Origin of the sequence: Delftia sp. DLF01 (assembly GCF_014852125.1) — a bacterium.
Taxonomy (GTDB): domain Bacteria; phylum Pseudomonadota; class Gammaproteobacteria; order Burkholderiales; family Burkholderiaceae_C; genus Comamonas; species Comamonas acidovorans.
Genome location: NZ_JACVAZ010000004.1, coordinates 178375 through 195587, shown reverse-complemented (window position 1 = coordinate 195587; position 17213 = coordinate 178375). Strand labels below are relative to the sequence as shown.

Annotated in this window: 19 protein-coding genes; 8 read left to right on the top strand and 11 right to left on the bottom strand. The window is 70.7% G+C overall.

What is annotated here, in order from left to right:
- Positions 1-5: 5 nt before the first annotated feature.
- A complete protein-coding gene (locus tag IB269_RS21930; protein ID WP_192368302.1) occupies positions 6-944 on the bottom strand; it encodes a LysR substrate-binding domain-containing protein in 939 nt (312 codons plus the stop codon).
- A gap of 136 nt (positions 945-1080) precedes the next feature.
- On the opposite strand from IB269_RS21930, the gene IB269_RS21925 reads away from it, so the two are divergent.
- Together IB269_RS21925 and IB269_RS21920 are read left to right on the top strand one after the other, a co-directional pair.
- A complete protein-coding gene (locus IB269_RS21925; protein WP_192368301.1) occupies positions 1081-2106 on the top strand; it encodes a Bug family tripartite tricarboxylate transporter substrate binding protein in 1026 nt (341 codons plus the stop codon).
- Between the two features lie 7 nt (positions 2107-2113).
- On the top strand, positions 2114-3001 hold the full coding sequence (locus IB269_RS21920) for an N-formylglutamate amidohydrolase (protein WP_192368300.1): 888 nt from the start codon (positions 2114-2116) through the stop codon (positions 2999-3001).
- Between the two features lie 69 nt (positions 3002-3070).
- Here IB269_RS21920 and IB269_RS21915 read toward each other — a convergent pair whose 3' ends face one another.
- From IB269_RS21915 to cbiE, 5 genes are all read right to left on the bottom strand, one after another.
- A complete protein-coding gene (locus IB269_RS21915) occupies positions 3071-3400 on the bottom strand; it encodes a DHCW motif cupin fold protein (RefSeq protein ID WP_192368299.1) in 330 nt (109 codons plus the stop codon).
- 62 nt (positions 3401-3462) lie between these two features.
- The gene (gene cobF, locus IB269_RS21910) at positions 3463-4260 is read right to left on the bottom strand and encodes a precorrin-6A synthase (deacetylating) (RefSeq protein ID WP_160854323.1); all 798 of its coding nucleotides are present in this window, start codon (positions 4258-4260) and stop codon (positions 3463-3465) included.
- A complete protein-coding gene (cobM, locus tag IB269_RS21905) occupies positions 4257-5135 on the bottom strand; it encodes a precorrin-4 C(11)-methyltransferase (RefSeq protein WP_192368298.1) in 879 nt (292 codons plus the stop codon). The genes cobF and cobM overlap by 4 nt, the downstream gene beginning before the upstream one ends.
- Positions 5132-5629 carry a cobalamin biosynthesis protein gene (locus tag IB269_RS21900; protein ID WP_047219211.1) on the bottom strand — a complete coding sequence of 166 codons (498 nt, stop codon included), beginning with the start codon at positions 5627-5629 and terminating at the stop codon, positions 5132-5134. The genes cobM and IB269_RS21900 overlap by 4 nt, the downstream gene beginning before the upstream one ends.
- Positions 5626-6828, bottom strand: a complete 1203-nt coding sequence (gene cbiE / locus IB269_RS21895) for a precorrin-6y C5,15-methyltransferase (decarboxylating) subunit CbiE (RefSeq protein WP_192368297.1) — start codon at positions 6826-6828, stop codon at positions 5626-5628. The genes IB269_RS21900 and cbiE overlap by 4 nt, the downstream gene beginning before the upstream one ends.
- On the opposite strand from cbiE, the gene IB269_RS21890 reads away from it, so the two are divergent.
- Positions 6827-7612 carry a cobalt-precorrin-6A reductase gene (locus tag IB269_RS21890; RefSeq protein WP_192368296.1) on the top strand — a complete coding sequence of 262 codons (786 nt, stop codon included), beginning with the start codon at positions 6827-6829 and terminating at the stop codon, positions 7610-7612. The genes cbiE and IB269_RS21890 overlap by 2 nt on opposite strands.
- Here IB269_RS21890 and cobJ read toward each other — a convergent pair.
- Genes cobJ through cobG form a run of 4 tightly spaced genes read right to left on the bottom strand, consistent with a single transcriptional unit; the run spans position 7555 to position 11006 of the window.
- Entirely contained in the window at positions 7555-8379 is an 825-nt protein-coding gene (gene cobJ / locus IB269_RS21885) for a precorrin-3B C(17)-methyltransferase (RefSeq protein ID WP_192368295.1), read from the bottom strand. The two genes, IB269_RS21890 and cobJ, sit on opposite strands and share 58 nt — an antisense overlap.
- Positions 8373-9143, bottom strand: coding sequence for a precorrin-2 C(20)-methyltransferase (gene cobI / locus IB269_RS21880; RefSeq protein WP_013800508.1), 771 nt, complete (start codon positions 9141-9143; stop codon positions 8373-8375). The genes cobJ and cobI overlap by 7 nt, the downstream gene beginning before the upstream one ends.
- A complete protein-coding gene (locus IB269_RS21875) occupies positions 9133-9762 on the bottom strand; it encodes a precorrin-8X methylmutase (protein WP_013800507.1) in 630 nt (209 codons plus the stop codon). Before IB269_RS21875 ends, cobI begins: the two co-directional genes overlap by 11 nt.
- A complete protein-coding gene (cobG, locus tag IB269_RS21870) occupies positions 9762-11006 on the bottom strand; it encodes a precorrin-3B synthase (RefSeq protein WP_192368294.1) in 1245 nt (414 codons plus the stop codon). Before cobG ends, IB269_RS21875 begins: the two co-directional genes overlap by 1 nt.
- Positions 11007-11253: 247 nt before the next feature.
- Here cobG and IB269_RS21865 point away from each other — a divergent pair, with 247 nt between their 5' ends.
- Complete coding sequence (locus tag IB269_RS21865; RefSeq protein WP_192368293.1) at positions 11254-13017, top strand: methyl-accepting chemotaxis protein; 1764 nt, start codon at positions 11254-11256, stop codon at positions 13015-13017.
- Positions 13018-13035: 18 nt separating this feature from the next.
- Entirely contained in the window at positions 13036-14169 is a 1134-nt protein-coding gene (locus IB269_RS21860; RefSeq protein ID WP_063328473.1) for a FecR family protein, read from the top strand.
- A gap of 54 nt (positions 14170-14223) precedes the next feature.
- Here the strand turns inward: IB269_RS21860 and IB269_RS21855 are convergent, their stop codons facing one another.
- On the bottom strand, positions 14224-14934 hold the full coding sequence (locus IB269_RS21855) for a LexA family protein (RefSeq protein WP_192368292.1): 711 nt from the start codon (positions 14932-14934) through the stop codon (positions 14224-14226).
- Between the two features lie 70 nt (positions 14935-15004).
- Between IB269_RS21855 and IB269_RS21850 the strand changes: the two genes are divergently transcribed.
- From IB269_RS21850 to IB269_RS21840, 3 genes are all read left to right on the top strand, one after another.
- Positions 15005-15709 carry a hypothetical protein gene (locus tag IB269_RS21850; protein WP_192368291.1) on the top strand — a complete coding sequence of 235 codons (705 nt, stop codon included), beginning with the start codon at positions 15005-15007 and terminating at the stop codon, positions 15707-15709.
- 164 nt (positions 15710-15873) lie between these two features.
- On the top strand, positions 15874-16476 hold the full coding sequence (gene dsbG / locus IB269_RS21845; protein WP_016448401.1) for a thiol:disulfide interchange protein DsbG: 603 nt from the start codon (positions 15874-15876) through the stop codon (positions 16474-16476).
- A 58-nt stretch (positions 16477-16534) separates the two neighbouring features.
- A complete protein-coding gene (locus tag IB269_RS21840) occupies positions 16535-17212 on the top strand; it encodes a glutathione S-transferase family protein (protein WP_225614250.1) in 678 nt (225 codons plus the stop codon).
- The last annotated feature ends 1 nt before the right edge of the window (position 17213 follow it).

Here is a 17213-nt window from a genome sequence, read left to right as displayed (position 1 = left end):
GGGCCTCAGGCGGCGGCCGGGTGGATGCCCATGGCGGCGATATCGGCCGCCGCCGTGTCCAGCAGCCAGCGGCGGAACTCGGCAAAGCCGGGCCGGGGCCGCCGGTCGCCGGGCACGCACAGGAAATAGCCGCGCTGCAGCGTCACCGGCAGGTCAAAAGGCACCACGACGGTGCCGGCCCGCAGTTCCTCGCGCACCAGGCAGCGCTGCACCAGGGCCAGGCCCATGTCCGCAATCACGGCCTGGATCAGGATGGACACCTGATCGAACGCCGTGGCGAGGTTGGGCGCCTTGCGGCCGGCGCCGGCCGCGCGCAGCCACTGCGTCCAGTTGCCCGGGGCGGTGGTGTGATAGAGCAGCGGCTCGGTGGCCAGGTCGCCGGGCTTGCGCCAGCCGCCCTGCGCCAGCCGCTGCGCCATGCGCGCCGGGTGGCAGATGGGCACCATCTCGCGGCCGATGACGTAGTCGCAGCTGCAGTGCGGCCAGTCCTCGGGGCCCAGGCCGGTGAGCACGGCGGCGTCGGGCGTGGGGCCCGTGAAATCCTCGCTCTTGCGGTAGGGCACGAAGTTCACGCGGATGCCGGGGTGCAGCTGCTGGAAGGCGCGCAGGCGCGGAATCAGCCAGGCGCTGGCCAAGGTGGGCACCACCGCCAGGTTCAGCGGCCGGTCGGCCGCGCCCAAGCGCAGGCGGGCGCTGGTTTCCTCGATGGCGGCCAGCGGCTCGCGCACGGCGTCCAGCAGTTCCCGGCCCACGGGCGTGAGGTGCAGGGAATGCGCATTGCGCTTGATCAGCGCCAGGCCATAGTGCTGCTCCAGCCGTGCCACGGCACGGCTGACCGCGCTCTGGGTGACGCACAGCTCGGCCGCAGCGCGCGAAAAACTGCCCAGCCGCGCCGCCGTGGCAAAGGCATGAAGCTCGGACATCGAAGGCGAGTGCAGACGCATGGAATACAGACCCTGAACGGGCATTGACGGACAGCACAACGGCGCGCCCGAAGCCGGTGCGAGCATGCGCAACAGTCATGCTAGCGGCCAAATTGTCGTTTGGAAGCACGGGCCATGCCACCGACACTTTGTCGTCATGAACACGCCCACATCCCTTCGCTCACCGCTTGGCGCACCGCTTCGTGCACGCCGCAGCACCGTCCTCGCCCTTGGCGCCATCGCCGGCATCGCCCTGCTGGGCGCCACGGCGGCCCGTGCCGAGTTTCCCGACCGGCCCATCCGCCTCATCGTGCCCTTTGCGGCCAGCGGCTCGACCGACCTGGCCGCACGCCTGATCGGCGAATATGCGGCCCGCGAGCTGGGCCAAGCCATCGTGGTGGAGAACCGCGCCGGTGCAGGCGGCTCGCTGGGCATGGAGCAGGTGGCCAAGTCGCGCCCTGACGGCTACACCCTGGGCATGGCCACCATGAGCACGCACGGCTCCAATGCCGCCGCCTACGGCACCCGCCTCAAGTACGACCCGGTCAAGGACTTCGCCCCCGTCAGCAATGTGGCGACCGTGCCCAGCGTGCTGGCCGTCAACGCCAAGTTCCCCGCCAGGACCATGGCCGAGCTGCTGGCCATGGCCAGGAAGGAGCCGGGCAAGATCACCTTCGCCTCGCCCGGCATGGGCTCGCTGGGCCATGCCAACGTGGAGTATTTCTCCAGCCTGGCGAAGATCGAGCTGCTGCACGTGCCCTACAAGGGATCGGGCATGGCGCTCAACGACGCCGTGGCCGGCCAGGTGGATGCGATCACGGACAACCTGCCCTCGGCCCTCACCCACATCCAGGCCGGGCGGCTGCGCGCCCTGGCCGTGCTCTCGGACAAGCGCTCCCCCGCCCTGCCCGACGTGCCCACCTACGGCGAGCTCGGCTTTCCACAGATGGGCAATGGCGGCTGGTTCGGCATCGTCGCGCCGGCAGGCACGCCGGCGCCGGTGGTGCGCCGGCTCAACCAGGCCATCCATGCGGCCATGAAGCAGCCGGACTTCATCAAGAAGATGGAGGACGCGGGTGCCACCCTCATCCCCAACACGCCGCAACAGTTCCAGGCCCAGATCGAGCAGGCCGTGGCGCGCTACGCCGCCGTGGCCAAGGTCGCCAAGATCAGCGCGGAGTGAGATGAAGATGCAGGACACCCTCCAGGACCAGGCCCTGTACGTGCTGCACCCGCCCGAGGGCGCCGCCATACCGCTGGTGTGCGATTCGCCGCACAGCGGTGTGTGCTACCCCGGCGATTTCGGGCACGCCGTGCCGCGCTCCGTGCTGCGTGCGGCCGAGGACACCCATGTCGAGGCCCTGTGGGGCGCCGCGCCCGCAGTCGGCGCCACCCTGGTGGAGGCGCTGTTCCCGCGCAGCTACCTGGACCTGAACCGCACGCTCGACGACATAGACCCGGCCCTGCTGGCCACGCCCTGGCCCACGCCGCTGTCGCCCGGGGAGAAGACGCGCATCGGCTCGGGCCTGATCTGGCGCACCGTGAAGAACCAGCCCATCTACGACCGCCTGCTGCCCGTGGACGAGGTGCAGCAGCGCATTGCGCGCTGCTACCAGCCCTACCACCAGGCGCTGGCCCAGGCCGTGGAGGACACGCACCGGCGCTTTGGCGCGGTCTGGCACCTGAACCTGCACTCCATGCCCAACAACGCCTATGAACGGCTGCAGATCCGCAGCGAGCGGCCTCTGGCCGACTTCGTGCTGGGCGACCGCGACGGCAGTACCTGCGAGCCCGCCTTCGTCGCCCTGGTGGAGGAATACCTGCGCGGCTGCGGCTACACCGTGGCGCGCAACGATCCCTACAAGGGCGTACAGCTGATCGCCAGGATCGGCCAGCCCGCGCTGCAGCGGCACAGCATGCAGATCGAGATCCGCCGGCCCATCTACATGGATGAGGACACTCGCGAGCGCAACGCCGGCTTCGAGGCCGTGCGCCAGGACCTCACGGGGCTGCTCCAGACCATGGCGGCGTACTTCGAGAGCCATCCGTCCGTCAGGCATTGCGCCGGCCGGGCATGAGCCCCTGGCATACCGCGCCGTGCGCCACGGCAGCGCGCTGCAGTGGCCGTGCTGATCGTGCCTGCAGGCTCAGTCCACCACGAAGAGCCTGGCGCCCTTGGGCGAGCGCGAGCGGTGCGGCTCGGCGTTGTCCGCTACCTGGTAGCTCATGCCGGGTGTCAGCGTGAAGCGGCGGCCGTCCGCCAGTTCGGTCTCCAGCTCGCCTTCCAGACACAGCAGCACATGGCCCTTGGTGCACCAGTGGTCGGAGACATAGCCGGGCGTGTACTCCACCGTGCGCACGCGGATGTTGCCGAAGTTCTGCGTGCGCCAGAACGCCTGGCCGGCCTCGGCCGAATGCTCGGTGGGCGCCACGGCGGCCCAGTCGGTGGTGTTGAAGGGGACGTTGTCCATCTGCATGGCGGGATTCCTTGATGAAGGGGGTGTGCAGCTTGGGGACCGGCTTTGCAGCAGCCTCGGCCTCAGTCCCCGCGCCGCAGCAGGTAGATATCCATGATCCAGCCATGCCGCTCGCGCGCTGCGGCGCGGGCCTGCACGATGCGGGGGGCGGCCTCGGCCAGCGGGCCGCTGTCCAGCATCTGGCGGTCCATGCCCAGGTAGGCGCCCCACCAGATGTGCAGGCCATGGGAGGGCAGCTCGGTGAAGCTGCATTGCCCGTCCAGCATGACCACGGCCGTGTCCACGCCCGGTGGCCAGCCCTGTTCGCGCAGCTGGCGGCCCGTGGTCACCACGAAGGGCTGGCCTATGCCGTTGAGCGCAATCGCATGCGCGGCGCACAGCACCTGCATGGAGCTGATGCCCGCCACCACGCGCACGCTGTGCGGCGCCGGCTGCATGCGCGCGGCAATGCGCAGGGTGCTGTCGTACAGCGCCGGGTCCCCCCAGACCAGCAGGGCGACCTGCAAGGGCTGGCCGGGGGTGCGCGGCTGCAGCCCCTCGTCCAGGGACCGGGTGATGGCCGCCTGCCAGCAGCGCGTGATGGCCGCATGCCATTCATCGACCTGGGCCAGGTAGTCGTCGCCCACGCTGCGGCGCACGGGCATGTCGAAGCCTTCGATGCGCGGGCCGGGCGCAGTGAGCACGGCATCGCACAGGTCGCGGCGCAGGGCGGCGAGTTCGGCCTTGTCCTCGCCCTTGTGCGGCAGCAGGATCAGGTCGGCGGCCTGCATGGCGGCCTGGGCTTCGCGCGTGAGGTGGTCGGGGTTGCCCGTGCCTATGCCGATCAGGCTCAGCGCCACGGGCGGCAGGGCCGCGCTCATGGGGCGGGGTTCCCGAGGGGCATGTCGCTCCCGAGGTCGCTCACGGTGTCCCTCAAGGTATCCCTCGCGGTATCCAGCGCGGCATTCGCATGCACATCGGTGGCGGGAAAGCGCGGCTCGGTGCCCAGCGGGCGGTAGCGGCGGTCGTAGTCGGCCGCGTAGAGGCGGCTTTCGCCGAAGTCCTCGGCCTGCAGGCTGCGGCCCACCAGGATCAGTGCCGTGCGCTCCATATGGGTGGCCACGGCCTCGGTCAGGCTGCCCACCGTGGTGCGCACCACGGTTTCGTCAGGCCAGCTGGCGCGCCAGACGATGGCCACGGGGCAGTCGGCGCCGTAGTGCGGCAGCAGCTCGGACTGCACCTTGGCGGCCACATGGATGGACAGATGGATGGCCAGCACGGCGCCCGTGGCCGCGAAGGCGGCCAGGTTCTCGCCCTCGGGCATGGCCGTGGCGCGGCCCGAAGTGCGTGTCAGCACCACGGACTGGCACAGGCCGGGCAGGGTCAGCTCCGCGCCCAGCGTGGCGGCGGCGGCCGCGAACGAGGGCACGCCGGGCGTGACGGTGTAGGCAATGCCGGCCTCGCGCAGGCGGCGCAGCTGCTCGCCCATGGCCGACCAGACGGACAGGTCGCCCGAGTGCAGGCGCGCCACGTCTTCGCCACGCGCCTCGGCGGCCTGGATCTCGGCCACGATGTCGTCCAGGCTCATGGATGCGGTGTTGACGATGCGCGCGCCCGGCGGGCAGTGCGCCAGCAGCTCGCGCGGTATCAGCGAGCCTGCGTACAGGCAGACCGGGCAGGCCGCCATGAGGTCGCGCCCGCGCACGGTGATCAGGTCGGCGGCGCCGGGGCCGGCGCCGATGAAATGCACGGTCATGCCGTTGCTCCTTGGTTCTTGGCCTGGCTGGCGTGGGCCAGGCAACAGTTCAGAGGTCCGCCCTGGCCCACGGCCAGGGCCAGGGTGGCGCTGCCATCGTCCGCCACCAGGCGGGTCACGCTCAGGGCGGAGTGCGGGCCTGCGGCGGCCAGCGCCGCCGCCTCGGCCACGCTGCCCGTGCCATAGCGCGCCAGCATGCGCGGCGACTGCGTGACCACGGGCTGCCCGGGCAGTTGCCCTGGCGGCACGCGCACCAGAACGGCCGTGGGCACGACAGCCGCCATCCAGGCGGCCAGCGCCGGGTGGCCGGCCTTGGTGTCCAGCACGGCCACGGCGCAGATGGGCTGGGGCGCGCAGGCGCTTGCGTCTGCGCTTTCCGGCAGCTGCGCCTGCGCCCGCTGCCACAGCGCCTGCAGCGCATGGGGCAGTGCGTCCGTGTGCAGGCCCAGGCCCAGCACGCCGCAGCGGTGGGGGATGGCTTCGTCCGGGTTCACCGCTGCCAGCTCCACTGCACCAGGGGCCGCGCAGCCTTCCAGCTGCGCATGCGGCCCAGCGGCTCGGCGCTGGAAATCTCCAGCCGCAGCAGCTGGCCGCCGTGCTCGGCCTGCAGCTGCACCAGCAGGGCCTCGGTCTCCAGCGTCACGGCGTTGACGACCAGGCGGCAGCCTGCGGGCATGAGGGCCTGCAGGCGCTCGAACAATTCGGCGTCAAAGCCCCCGCCCACGAACACGGCCTGGGGCCGGGCCAGCGCCTGCAGCCCGGCCAGCGCCTCGGGCGCCACGCCCTGCACCACGCGCAGGCGCGCCTGCAGTCCGAAGCGCCGGGCGTTGAGCCGGATGTTGTCCGCACGCGCCGCATGCTGCTCCAGGCTGATGGCAGAGCCACCGGCCAGGCACCACTCCACGGCCACCGAGCCCGAGCCGCCGCCCACATCCCACAGGCATTCGCCGTGGCGCGGCGCAAGAGCCGCCAGGGTCAGCGCGCGGGCCGGGGCCTTGGTGATCTGGCCGTCGTTGGCGTACCAGTGGTTGGGCCGGCCCGGCACCAGCGGCAGGGCCGCGCCGCCCTGGGCGAGCACGGCCACGGCCACGGGCGCGCAGGCAGGGTCGGCGGCCAGGGCCTGGGCGGCTTCGGCGGCGCGCCATGCACGGCGGCGCTCGCGCGGGCCGCCCACGGATTCCATGACCTCCAGGCGGCTGTCGCCCCAGCCTTCCTGCACCAGCCAGTCCGCCAATGCGGCCACGGCGGCGCCATCGCGCAGCAGCACCAGCGACTGGCGGCCTGGCGACAGGTGCGGCAGCAGCTGCTCCACGTGGCCGGCGTGCAGGCCCAGGCAGACCGTGTCTTCCAGCTTCCAGCCCAGGCGGGACGCCAGCAGCGAAAATGTCGAGGGTTGGGCGTGGCAGCGCCACTCCTGCGGCGCCAGATGCGCCGCCAGGCTGCCGCCCGCCCCGAACCAGAACGGATCGCCCGACGCCAGCACCACCGTGGGCCGGCCACGGCAGGCCAGCACGGGCGCCACGTCAAAGGGCACGGGCCAGGGGCGACCCCGCTCGCCGGCACCGGCCAGCGCCAGGTGGCGCGGCCCGCCAAAAACGGTCTCGGCCGCGTCCAGCGCGCGCAGCGCGGCGGGCGAGAGGCCGTCCAGGCCGTCTTCGTTCAGGCCCACCAATGTCAACCAGGGATCAGTCATGCCCCATGTTCTCCTGCTGGGCGGCACCAGCGGCGCCAGCCAGCTGGCCCAGGCCCTGCACCGCGCCGGCATTGCCGCCGTGTTCTCGTATGCGGGCGTCACGCAGTCGCCCGTGGCCCAGCCCCTGCCCACGCGCGTGGGAGGCTTTGGCGGTGCCCAGGGCCTGGCGCAGTTCCTGCGCGGGCAGGCCATCAGCCATGTGGTCGATGCCACCCACCCGTTTGCCGCGCAGATGAGCCGCAATGCCTGCGAGGCCTGCGCCGCCACCGGCACGCCGCTGCTGGCGCTGGAGCGCGAGCCCTGGCAGGCCAGTGCCGGCGATGCCTGGATCGACGTGCCCGACATGCAAGCCGCCGCTGCCGCCCTGCCCCAGGCAGCCGCCCGGGTGTTTCTGGCCGTGGGCCGCAAGCAGCTTGCGGCCTTTGCGGGCCAGCCGCAGCACCACTATCTGCTGCGCCTGGTCGATGCGCCCGAGCCCGGCAGCCTGCCCCTGCCCCACACCACGGTGGTGCTGGGGCGCGGTCCTTTCAGCGCGGAAGACGATGAAGCCTTGTTGCGCACGCACGGCATCGAATGGCTGGTGGCCAAGAACGCGGGCGGCGAGGCCACGCGCGGCAAGCTCGATGCCGCACGCGCCCTGGGCCTGCCCGTGGTGATGGTGCAGCGCCCGGCGCTGCCGCAGCGCCAGCGCACCGGGTCGGTGGCTGCGGTGCTGCACTGGATTGCTCATGGCGTGCTGCCGACGGCGCAGCCCGCACCGCCCGCGCCGCCATCCATGCCGTAGTGGCGTGGCGTGTAGACCCAGCGGCCCACGCGGCGCGTGGCGCTGTTGCCCACCAGGACCACGGTGCGCATGTCGGCCATCTCGGGCGTGGCCTCGGCCAGCGTGCATACGTGCAAGTGTTCCTCGGGCGTGGACACGGCGCGCGCGAACACCAGCAGGCGCTGCGGCTCGCAGCGGGTGCGCAGCAGCTGCAGCAGGCGCACAAAGCCTTCGGGCCGGCTCCTGGAGCGCGGGTTGTAGAAGGCCATGGCGAAGTCGGCCTCGGCCGCCAGTTCCACGCGCCGCGCGATCACCGGCCAGGGCTTGAGGTTGTCCGAGAGATTGATGCAGCAAAAGTCATGGCCCAGCGGCGCACCGGCCCGCGCGGCGGCGGCCAGCATGGCGGTGATGCCGGGCAGCACCTGGATATCGAGCGCCTGCCAGGCGGCAGCCTGCACCGCATCGGCAGATTCCATGGCCTCGAACACGGCCGACGCCATGGCGAACACGCCCGGGTCGCCCGAGGACACGACGACCACCTGCCGCCCGTGCGCGGCCAGCGCCAGCGCCTGGCGCGCGCGCTCCAGCTCCACGCGGTTGTCGGAGGCATGCCAGGCCACGGCCTGGCCCTGACCCGCCTGCGCCAGCAGGGCCTGCGCGCGGGACACATAGGGCAGGTAGCCGACCACATCGTCGGCCGCGTGCAAGGCGGCTGCGGCTTCGGGCGTGATCTGGTCCAGTGCGCCCGGGCCCAGCCCCACCACCGTCAGGCGGCCGGCGCTCACCATGCGGCCTCCGGCCGGCGGCCCTGGCCGTGCACGAGCACGATGGCGAAATAGGGGCAGGCGTCGTCGGACACATCGCCCAGGCGCGCGACCTGCTCGCTGTCCGTGGTGCCGTTCTGCACCAGCCAGGCGGCGTCAAGCCGGCCCGTGCGCTGCAGGGCGCGGCGAATGCGCGGCAAGTTGCGGCCGACCTTCATGACGACCAGGGCCTCGGCCGTCTGCATGCGGCGCACCAGCTCGTCTTCCGACAGGGTGCCGGTCATCACGCTGAGCACGTCGTCGCCCCAGGTGATGGGCTCGCCCGTGGCGTGCCAGCAGCCCACCATGCCGGGGATGCCGGGCACCACGTCCAGCGGCACCTGGCCGCGTTCGCGCAGCCGGGTGTACAGATGCATGAAGGAGCCGTAGAGGAAGGGGTCGCCCTCGCACAGCACCACCACCTGCCCGGTCTGCGCCAGCGCTTCCAGGCGCAGGCACCAGTCGTCGTAGAAGCGCGCCAGCAGGTCCACATAGGCGGGGCTGTCCACGGGCAGCTCGGTGGTCACCGGGTACTCCATGGCGTGCTCGGCGGCGCCTTGGGCCAGCAGGCCGTCCACCAGCTGGCGGGCCTTGCCGGGCCGGCCCTTCTTGCGGAAAAAAGCCACCTGGCGGGCGCCGCGCACCAGGCGGTCGGCCTTGACGCTCATGAGCTCGGGGTCGCCCGGGCCCAGGCCCACGCAGACAATGCCGGGCCCGCCCTGGCTGGGACGCGGCTGCCTACTCGACATGGCTGGCCAGTGCGTTGATGGCGGCCACGGTGATGGCCGAGCCGCCCAGGCGGCCATGCACGGCCATGCAGGGAACGGGCAGGTCCTGCATCAGCGCCTGCTTGGATTCCATGGCGCCCACAAAGCCCACGGGGCAGCCGATGATGGCGGCCGGCCGGGGGCAGGCCGGGTCCTGCAGCATGTTGAGCAGGTGGAACAAGGCCGTGGGCGCATTGCCGATAGCCACCACGGCCCCGGCCAGGTGCGGGCGCCACAGCTCCAGCGCAGCGGCGCTGCGCGTGTTGCCCATGTCACGGGCCAGCGCAGGCACGCGCTCGTCCTGCAGCGTGCAGATGATGGGGTTGGCGGCGGGCAGGCGCGAGCGCGTGATGCCCTCGCTGACCATGCGCACGTCGCATAGCACGGGCGCGCCGTTTTGCAGGGCCTGTGCGGCGGCCTCGGCCATGCCGGGCGAGAAGGCCACGTGCGGGGCCAGCTCCACCAGGCCAGCGGCGTGGATCATGCGCACCACCACGCGTTCCTCGACAGGCGTGAAGCGTTCCAGCGCCGCCTCGCGGCGGATGGTGGCAAAGGACTGCCGGTAGATCTCGGCGCCATCGGTTTCGTAGCGGTGCAGCATTATTCTTTTGAAAACAGCAATCCCGGATTGTCTCGCACCGAGGCCAGGGTCCGCTGCTCCTGCGCCCTATCCCCGGCACGGCCGTGGCGCACTACGGAATAGACAGGGCCTTCGCCCTCGTCTTCACCTTCTGCCCGCAGCACCACCGTGGCCGGCGCCTGCCGCGCGCAGCCCTTGGCGCATCCGGTCACATGCAGGTGCGCGCCATGGGGCACCTGCGGCGCCAGCTCCAGCGCCAACGTCTGCGTGGGACCCAGGGCCTGGGTGCAGCCCGGCGCGCCGGTACAGGCGGATACGCGCAGGCGCGGGTCATGGGCGTGGGTGATCCAGTCAGCGGCGTTGTCCAGCCCTGCAGCCGCCCACCAGCGGGGCAGCGCCGCGCCGGCTCCGGCGTCTTCCACCAGCAGCATGCGCCAGGGCGTCACACGCAAAAAGGCCTGCTCAGGCAAGGCGCGCACCAGCCGCGCCAGCGCCACGGCCGGCAAGCGGCCCAGCGGCGCGCCCAGCAGCCAGCCCACGCCGGGCACGGCACCGGGCGCCGGTCCTTCACCGTGGGCCGGGGTTTCTGTCTCCACCCAGTCCAGTCCGGGGGGCGGCTGCAGTTGCGCCGCCACCGCGGCCATGCGTCCGGGCCGCAAGCCCTGGGCGCGGCGAAGGGAGGCCTGACCGGCAAACCAGCGGGCCAGCGCCAGGCCTGCGGCCACGGCCTGGTCCGCGTCGGCCACGGCCAGCGCGTGGTTGCGCCCGTCAGGCTGCACCAGCCAGCCGGTGGCTGTGCGCTGCAGGCGGATATCGGCGGACACGCCGGCCAGCCGGCCCGGCGCGCCTTCCACCGACCAGCCGAACTTGGCCGGCAGGCCCGCCAGGTCGTCGGCCGCATCCAGTGCCTGCTGCAGGGCCTGGCCCAGCGCATGGACCGACTCCTGCGGCCGGCACAGCGGGTCGATCACCAGATTGCGGCGGCGCTCGCGGCCCGCGTCGGCGTCCAGCAGGCCCACGGCCGCCAGGGCGCGCAGCACGGCGGCGTGCCGCCCGGGCGCAATGCCGCGCAACTGCACATTGGCGCGGCTGGACAGCTCCAGCGCGCCGTTGCCATGCACGCAGGCCAGGCGCGCCAGACGCCGCGCCTGCGCTGCCGTCAGGCGGCCCAGCGGCGGGCGCACGCGCAGCACCAGCCCATCGCCGGAGGCCATGGGCTGCCAGGCGCCGGGGCACCAGCCTTGGATGTGGGGAGGGGTATGCATGGGGTAGGGGCCCCGACTGTAGCGCCGGCGCACCCGGCATCCCAGGTGCAAGACCCGCATGCGTTCATGAAATGCGGACTTTCTTGATCCAGCCCGCCTGGGAAGCGGGCTGGTAACGCCTAACACCCATCTAGCCTGAATTTGTCAATTCAAGTTGAAATTTAACAATTCACCCTTAGGGTTTTATCAAATTGATCATTTATTTTTGATAGAAACTGATACTTGCACCACCTACCTGGAAAGCGCCATGAATCTCCGCACCTGGACCGTCAAGACCAAGCTCTACGCCGCCTTTACCGCCCTGGCTTTACTGGTCGCACTGGTTTCCGTATCTGCCCTTCATGCGCTGGACGGTTCCGACCGCAACCTGACGCAGTTCGTCGACGGCGTGAACGCCCGCGCCCATCTGGCCGAACAGGTGCGCGCGGCTGTGGACAGCCGCGCCATCGCGGCGCGCAACCTGGTGCTGGTGAACACGCCAGCCGATCTGGACATGGAAAAAACGGCCGTGTACGCCGCCCATGCCGCGGTCAAGTCCCACCTGGACCAGCTCAAGGCCCTGGTGGCCGCGCCCGGGGTGGGCGAGGAGGCTCGCGCCCTGGTCGCCCGCATCGACCAGATAGAGCAGCGATACGGCCCGGTGGCGCTGGACATCGTTTCGCTGGCGCTGCGCCAGCAAAGGGACGAGGCCATTGCCAAGATGAACAGCGAGTGCCGGCCGCTGCTGGCCCAGCTGATCGCGGCCACCGACGAGTACAGCCAGCTCACGCGCCAGCACGCCCAGGTCATGGTGGAGCAGGCCACGCAGTCCTATGTGCAGCAACGCAACATGCAGATCGGCGTGAGCGCGGTCGCCTTCGTGCTGGCCCTGCTCATGGGCCGGCTGATCGCGCGCGGCCTGACACGCGCGCTGGGGGCCGAGCCTGCCCAGCTCGGTGAAGTCGCCCGCCAGATCGCCGACGGCAACCTCGACCCCGGACTGGTGCGCAGCGAAGCGCCCGCCGGCAGCGTGCAGGCCTCGCTCAACGCCATGCACCAGAGCCTGGCCAGCGTGGTCAGCGATGTGCGCAACAACGCCGACAGCGTGGCCGTGGCCAGCGAGCAGATCGCCAAGGGCAATGCCGACCTGAGCCGCCGCACCGAGCAGCAGGCCAGCGCGCTGCAGGAAACCGCAGCCTCCATGGACGAGCTGTCTTCCACCGTGCAGCAGAACGCGGACAACGCACGCCAGGTCAACCAGCTCGCGCGCGGCGCCAGCCAGGTGGCGGTCAAGGGCGGCGCCGTGGTGCAGGAAGTAGTGGGCGCCATGCAGGACATCCATGCCAGCTCGCGCCAGATCGGCGACATCGTGGGCGTGATCGACTCCATCGCCTTCCAGACCAACATCCTGGCCCTGAACGCCGCCGTCGAGGCCGCGCGTGCCGGCGAGCAGGGCAAGGGCTTTGCCGTGGTGGCCGCCGAAGTGCGCACCCTGGCCCAGCGCAGCGCGCAGGCCGCCCGCGAGATCAAGCAGCTCATCACTGACAGCGCCACGCGCGTCAGCCAGGGCGCGGAGCTGGCCGACCAGGCCGGCGCCACCATGGCCGAGGTGCTGCAATCCATACAGCGCGTGACCGACCTCATGGGCGAGATCAGCAATGCCAGCGACGAGCAAAGCGCCGGCGTGGCCCAGGTCGGGCAGGCCATGAGCCAGATGGACCAGGTCACGCAGCAAAACGCCGCCCTGGTGGAGGAAAGCGCGGCGGCGGCCTCCAGCCTCAAGTCCCAGGCCCAGCGCCTGGTGCAGGCCGTGGCCATCTTCCGCCTGGGCGACCAGGACGGCGCGGCACAGCAGCCGCGTTTGCAGGCGCCGCTGCCGGCGTCCGTGCCCACCCGCGCGGCCACGGCATCTGCGCTGGCCCCGGCCAGGCCTGCGCCGGCACAACCCTCAGCCGGTGCGCGCCCTGCACGACCTGTACGCCTCGCTGCGGCCAAACCGTCTGCCGAATCGCAGGACTGGACCAGCTTCTGAGGCCGGGAATCCGCACGCATGCGCCGCTACCGCTCCTGCACCGCTCCCCTGGACAAGGCTGCGCAGGTGCGCGAACTGGAAGAGTTCTTCCGCGGGCAAAACCCCATCGACCTCGCTGCGGCCGACTGGCACACGCGCATGGAGCAAGGCCTGACCGCCGAGGAAGAAGCCGAATTCACTGAATGGCTGGCAGCCAGCACGGCGCACGAGGCCGCCTTGCGCCACCTGGGCCAGAGCCTGGCGGCAGCGCGGTCCACTCCCCCCGAACAGGTGGCGCGCCTGCGCGCGGAGCAGGCACGCCGGCGCTCGCAGTCGGCGCCTCACGCACACCCGGAACCGGCCCCGCAGCGCCCGTCCTCCGAAGAGCGCCAAGGCTGGAGCTGGTCCCGCCTGCTGCCGCGCCCTGCCCTGGCGGCCCTGTGCTGCACGGTGGCCCTGGCCGTGGGCGTGGGCTGGCACCAGTGGCAGCAGCAGCCCACCTTCACCAGCAGCCACCTGACCCCACGCGGCCAGGCCAGGACCATCACCTTGCCGGATGGCACCGCACTGTCCCTGGATGCCGATACCCAGGCGCAGGTAACTCTGTACCGCGACCGGCGCGAGGTGCGCATCACGCAAGGGCAGATCCTGTTTGCCGTGGCGCCCGACAGCGACAGGCCCTTTCATGTGCTGGCCGGCCCGGCGCGCGTCACCGTGGGCGGCACGCGGTTTTCCGTGCGCTATCGCGCCACGGGCATGGAGGCGGGCAGCGCCCAGGTGGCCGTGCAGGAAGGCCATGTGCGCGTGGCCAGTGCGCAAGGCACTGCAGCCGCTGGCGCCGCGCCCGCCGCCCTGGTCGCTGGCCAGGCCCTGAGCGTGTCGCCTGCAGGCGTGCTCGGTCCGGTGTCGGCTGTGGCGCCCGGCAGCATTGCGCTGTGGCGCAAGGGACTGATCCGCTTCGAGAACACGCCCCTGGCCGACGCCCTGGCCGAGCTGGAGCGCTACGGGCCGACCGGCCTGGTGGTGCACGACCCGGCCGTGGCGGCCCTGCGCATTGGCGGCAGCTACCAGACCAGCCGCCCCGCCGAGTTCGCACGCATGCTGGCCCAGATCCTGCCCGTCACTCTGGTGGCCGGGCCCGATGGCCAGACCGAGATTGCCGCTGCGCCTTGAGCACGGAGGCGGGGCGCCGGGGCCGCGCGGCGGTCTATCGAAACAGCTCGGTCGTCAGCTTCCCCGCAGCCGGCGCCGGTGTTCGATCACCGTGCCCAGCAGAACCAGTCGGTTCCTGTCGCTGCGCAGCACGGCATGGTCTTCGTTGAGCGGTACCAGATCAAAGACCTCGATGCCATCCTCTCCCACACCGCGCACGCGGTACTTTCTGAGCAGCACCTGCCGCTTGCCATTCCTGGCCAGCACATGGTCGCCGGGCCGGGGGCTGGCCTGCGGATCGATCTGCACACGGTCGCCCTCGCGCAATTCGGGCGACATGGCATCGCCCTCCAGCGCAAGAAAAAACGCACCGGGCGATGCGTTGTCCTTGCCGAATTCGATGTCCAGGCTTTCAGCGGGATCGGGGAATGCGCCGTCATCTGCCAGGGCTGCAGCCTGGGCATGCGAGAGAACGGGATATTGGCGCAATCCTTTGGGAAACTCGGGCAGATTGGTGCCGGGCGTGTCCCCATCTGGAAGCAGGGCCGGCAAATCGGAAACCATCTTCACCAGCCTGGGACTGATTTCGAAAAGCGAAACCTTCAAGCCCTTGGCATACGCAATGCCCGCCTCCAGGCTGATGGGCCGGTTGCCGCTTTGGTGCTGGGAGACCATGGAGGAGCCGCCAGGAATGCCTGCCTTCTCTGCGAACTCGGCCTTGCTTTTCACGGTAGAGAGCAGGCGCTTCAGGTTCGCCGCCTCTTGCTCGGTGGTCCAAACTTTCATGTAGCGATGCTAATAATCGAAACAATTAGCAATGCTTTTCATTTTTCGATAGCTATGCTAAATTTTTCCCATGAGAAATGCAGCCAGCAAAACCCTGTTCCACCGTTTCATCCCCGGCCTGCGCTTCCACTCGTTCTGGTACTACCAGGCGCGCGGCTCCACGGGCAGGGTGCGCTGGGCGCGGCTGCCCATGGTCTCCGACGCCTGTGCGCAGGCCGATCCCCATGGCGCCTGGTGGTGTGCGCAGCGGTGCGCCGCCGTTCTGGCGCAGCGGCCATGGCGGTCCATGCAACTGCCGCCCGGCCTGCCTGCGCAGCCGGATGCCCGCCAGATGGCGCATGTCCTGCAGCAATGGCTGCCGGGCTGGAGCGCTGCGCCGGCCAGCGTGCAGGTCTGTACCCACGCGCTTGAGAACGGCGGCAGCGCGCTGCTGCAGCTGCATGTCCGGGCCAGGAGCGCGCCCAGCATTCTTTGGGCATGGGTGGTTGGGGTGGAGGTCCAGGCGCGCCAATCCCTTCAGGGGCTCGCGCCTGCGCCAGGCAGCCTGCAAGCCGGGCACCTGTCCCCGCGAGCCCTGCTGATCGTTCCCTTCGGCCAGGACATGCCCTGGGCCACCGGTCATACCGCCCGGGTTCGCCTGCATGCAAAGGGACCTCAACTGCGCGGGCCGCATGAAGTGGTTGCGCAGGACGGCTGCTGGTTTGAAGACAGTGGCCTGGATGCCGTGTTGCTGAAGCCGGTCTTGCGCGTTCAGGATGAGCGCGTATCCCTGTGAAGGGCCAGATGGGGCCAGATGGCGCAAGCGATTTCCTATAACGATGGAACGCGGCGGATGCACTCCGACTCACACCGTCCGCCGCTGTTGCCACAGCACCAGGCGTTGCACGCTTGTCGCGCAGCGCCGCACCCTCATTCATTCAACCGTTTCAAGGAGTTCCCATGCATCTTCAACGCACCGTCCTTTTTGCAGGCATGGCTGCCAGCCTCTTTCTGGCGGCGGGATGGGCCACGGCCGCAGAAGGCCCTGCCACGGCCCAGGCCCCCCAGGCCAAGGCCCAGGCCGCCAAGCCGGCGGGCGACACCGTGCAGGCGCAGCTGGAGACCTCCACCTGGGTACCCGACGGCAAGGCCGATGCGCCGCGCGTGATCTATACCTTCACCGACCCCAACTGCAAGTACTGCCACAAGTTCTGGGAGGCCGCGCGTCCCTGGGTGGACGCAGGCAAGGTGCAGCTGCGCCACATCCTGGTCGGCGTGATCCGGGACGACAGCCCGGCCAAGGCCGCCGCCATCCTGCAGGCCCCGGACCGCGCGGCCGCGCTGATGGAGCACGAGAAGAAGTCCGCCCAGGGCGGCATAGCGCCCGCCTTCAGCGTCAGCCCCGACGTGCGCAAGACGCTGGAGGCCCACCGCAAGCTGATGATGTCCCTGGGCTTCCGTGGCACGCCGGGCATCGTGGTGATCGACAGCCAGGGCGGCACCAAGAGCTATGGCGGCATGCCGCGCGATGCGGCCCTGCCCGAGGTGTTCGGGGCGCTGTGAACGGGCTGCCGTGAACCGGACGCCAGGTGATGCCCACACCTCGGCAGCCACGAGTAGCATGGCCGGCAGGATCACCACTGCGGAGAACGCCACCATGCTCAAGCTCTATGGTTTTTCCAGGGTCAATGCCGGCGCGCGCGGCCGCACGCGCGATCTGCGCGTGCTGTGGGCACTCGAAGAGATGCAACTGCCCTTCGAGATCGCGGGCATGGACCATCCCGCGCACGACCTGAACACCGAGGCCTACCGCCGGCTCAGTCCCTTCGAGCAGATTCCTGCGCTGGACGATGACGGGCAGGTGATTTCGGAGTCGGCCGCCATCGTGCTGCATCTGGCCAGGAAGTGCGGCCGGCTGATGCCCTCCGATGCAACCGGCGAGGCCCAGGTGCTGCGCTGGTGCTTTGCAGCCATGAACACGGCGGAGCCGCCGCTGCTCAGCCTGATGGTGCTGGACTGGACGGCCGATGGCAGCTGCGGCAAGCACCGCGAATTCCTGGTGGGCTGGGCGCATCGCATGCTGGGCAACCTGGAGCGCTGGCTGGACGGGCGCCGCTTCATTGCCACCGACGAATTCACGGTGGCCGACATCCTGATGGCGCATGTGCTCGCCTGCATCCCGGACAGCACGCTGACCGCGCCCTGCCCCGCCGTGGTGGCCTACCGCGACAGGTGCCTGGCCCGGCCCGCCTGGCAGCGGACCCTGGCGGCCTACAACGCGCGGGTGGAGGCGGCGTAGC

Coding starts and splice junctions, on each gene's coding strand:
- IB269_RS21850 (WP_192368291.1), top strand. CDS start 15,005: ATGAGAAATGCAGCCAGCAAAACCCTGTTCCACCGTTTCATCCCCGGC.
- IB269_RS21840 (WP_225614250.1), top strand. CDS start 16,535: ATGGCCGGCAGGATCACCACTGCGGAGAACGCCACCATGCTCAAGCTC.
- cobG (WP_192368294.1), bottom strand. CDS start 11,006: ATGCATACCCCTCCCCACATCCAAGGCTGGTGCCCCGGCGCCTGGCAG.
- IB269_RS21930 (WP_192368302.1), bottom strand. CDS start 944: ATGCGTCTGCACTCGCCTTCGATGTCCGAGCTTCATGCCTTTGCCACG.
- dsbG (WP_016448401.1), top strand. CDS start 15,874: ATGCATCTTCAACGCACCGTCCTTTTTGCAGGCATGGCTGCCAGCCTC.
- IB269_RS21890 (WP_192368296.1), top strand. CDS start 6,827: ATGCCCCATGTTCTCCTGCTGGGCGGCACCAGCGGCGCCAGCCAGCTG.
- cbiE (WP_192368297.1), bottom strand. CDS start 6,828: ATGACTGATCCCTGGTTGACATTGGTGGGCCTGAACGAAGACGGCCTG.
- IB269_RS21860 (WP_063328473.1), top strand. CDS start 13,036: ATGCGCCGCTACCGCTCCTGCACCGCTCCCCTGGACAAGGCTGCGCAG.
- IB269_RS21865 (WP_192368293.1), top strand. CDS start 11,254: ATGAATCTCCGCACCTGGACCGTCAAGACCAAGCTCTACGCCGCCTTT.
- IB269_RS21855 (WP_192368292.1), bottom strand. CDS start 14,934: ATGAAAGTTTGGACCACCGAGCAAGAGGCGGCGAACCTGAAGCGCCTG.
- cobJ (WP_192368295.1), bottom strand. CDS start 8,379: ATGGTGAGCGCCGGCCGCCTGACGGTGGTGGGGCTGGGCCCGGGCGCA.
- IB269_RS21915 (WP_192368299.1), bottom strand. CDS start 3,400: ATGCAGATGGACAACGTCCCCTTCAACACCACCGACTGGGCCGCCGTG.
- cobM (WP_192368298.1), bottom strand. CDS start 5,135: ATGACCGTGCATTTCATCGGCGCCGGCCCCGGCGCCGCCGACCTGATC.
- cobF (WP_160854323.1), bottom strand. CDS start 4,260: ATGAGCGCGGCCCTGCCGCCCGTGGCGCTGAGCCTGATCGGCATAGGC.
- IB269_RS21925 (WP_192368301.1), top strand. CDS start 1,081: ATGAACACGCCCACATCCCTTCGCTCACCGCTTGGCGCACCGCTTCGT.
- cobI (WP_013800508.1), bottom strand. CDS start 9,143: ATGTCGAGTAGGCAGCCGCGTCCCAGCCAGGGCGGGCCCGGCATTGTC.
- IB269_RS21920 (WP_192368300.1), top strand. CDS start 2,114: ATGCAGGACACCCTCCAGGACCAGGCCCTGTACGTGCTGCACCCGCCC.
- IB269_RS21875 (WP_013800507.1), bottom strand. CDS start 9,762: ATGCTGCACCGCTACGAAACCGATGGCGCCGAGATCTACCGGCAGTCC.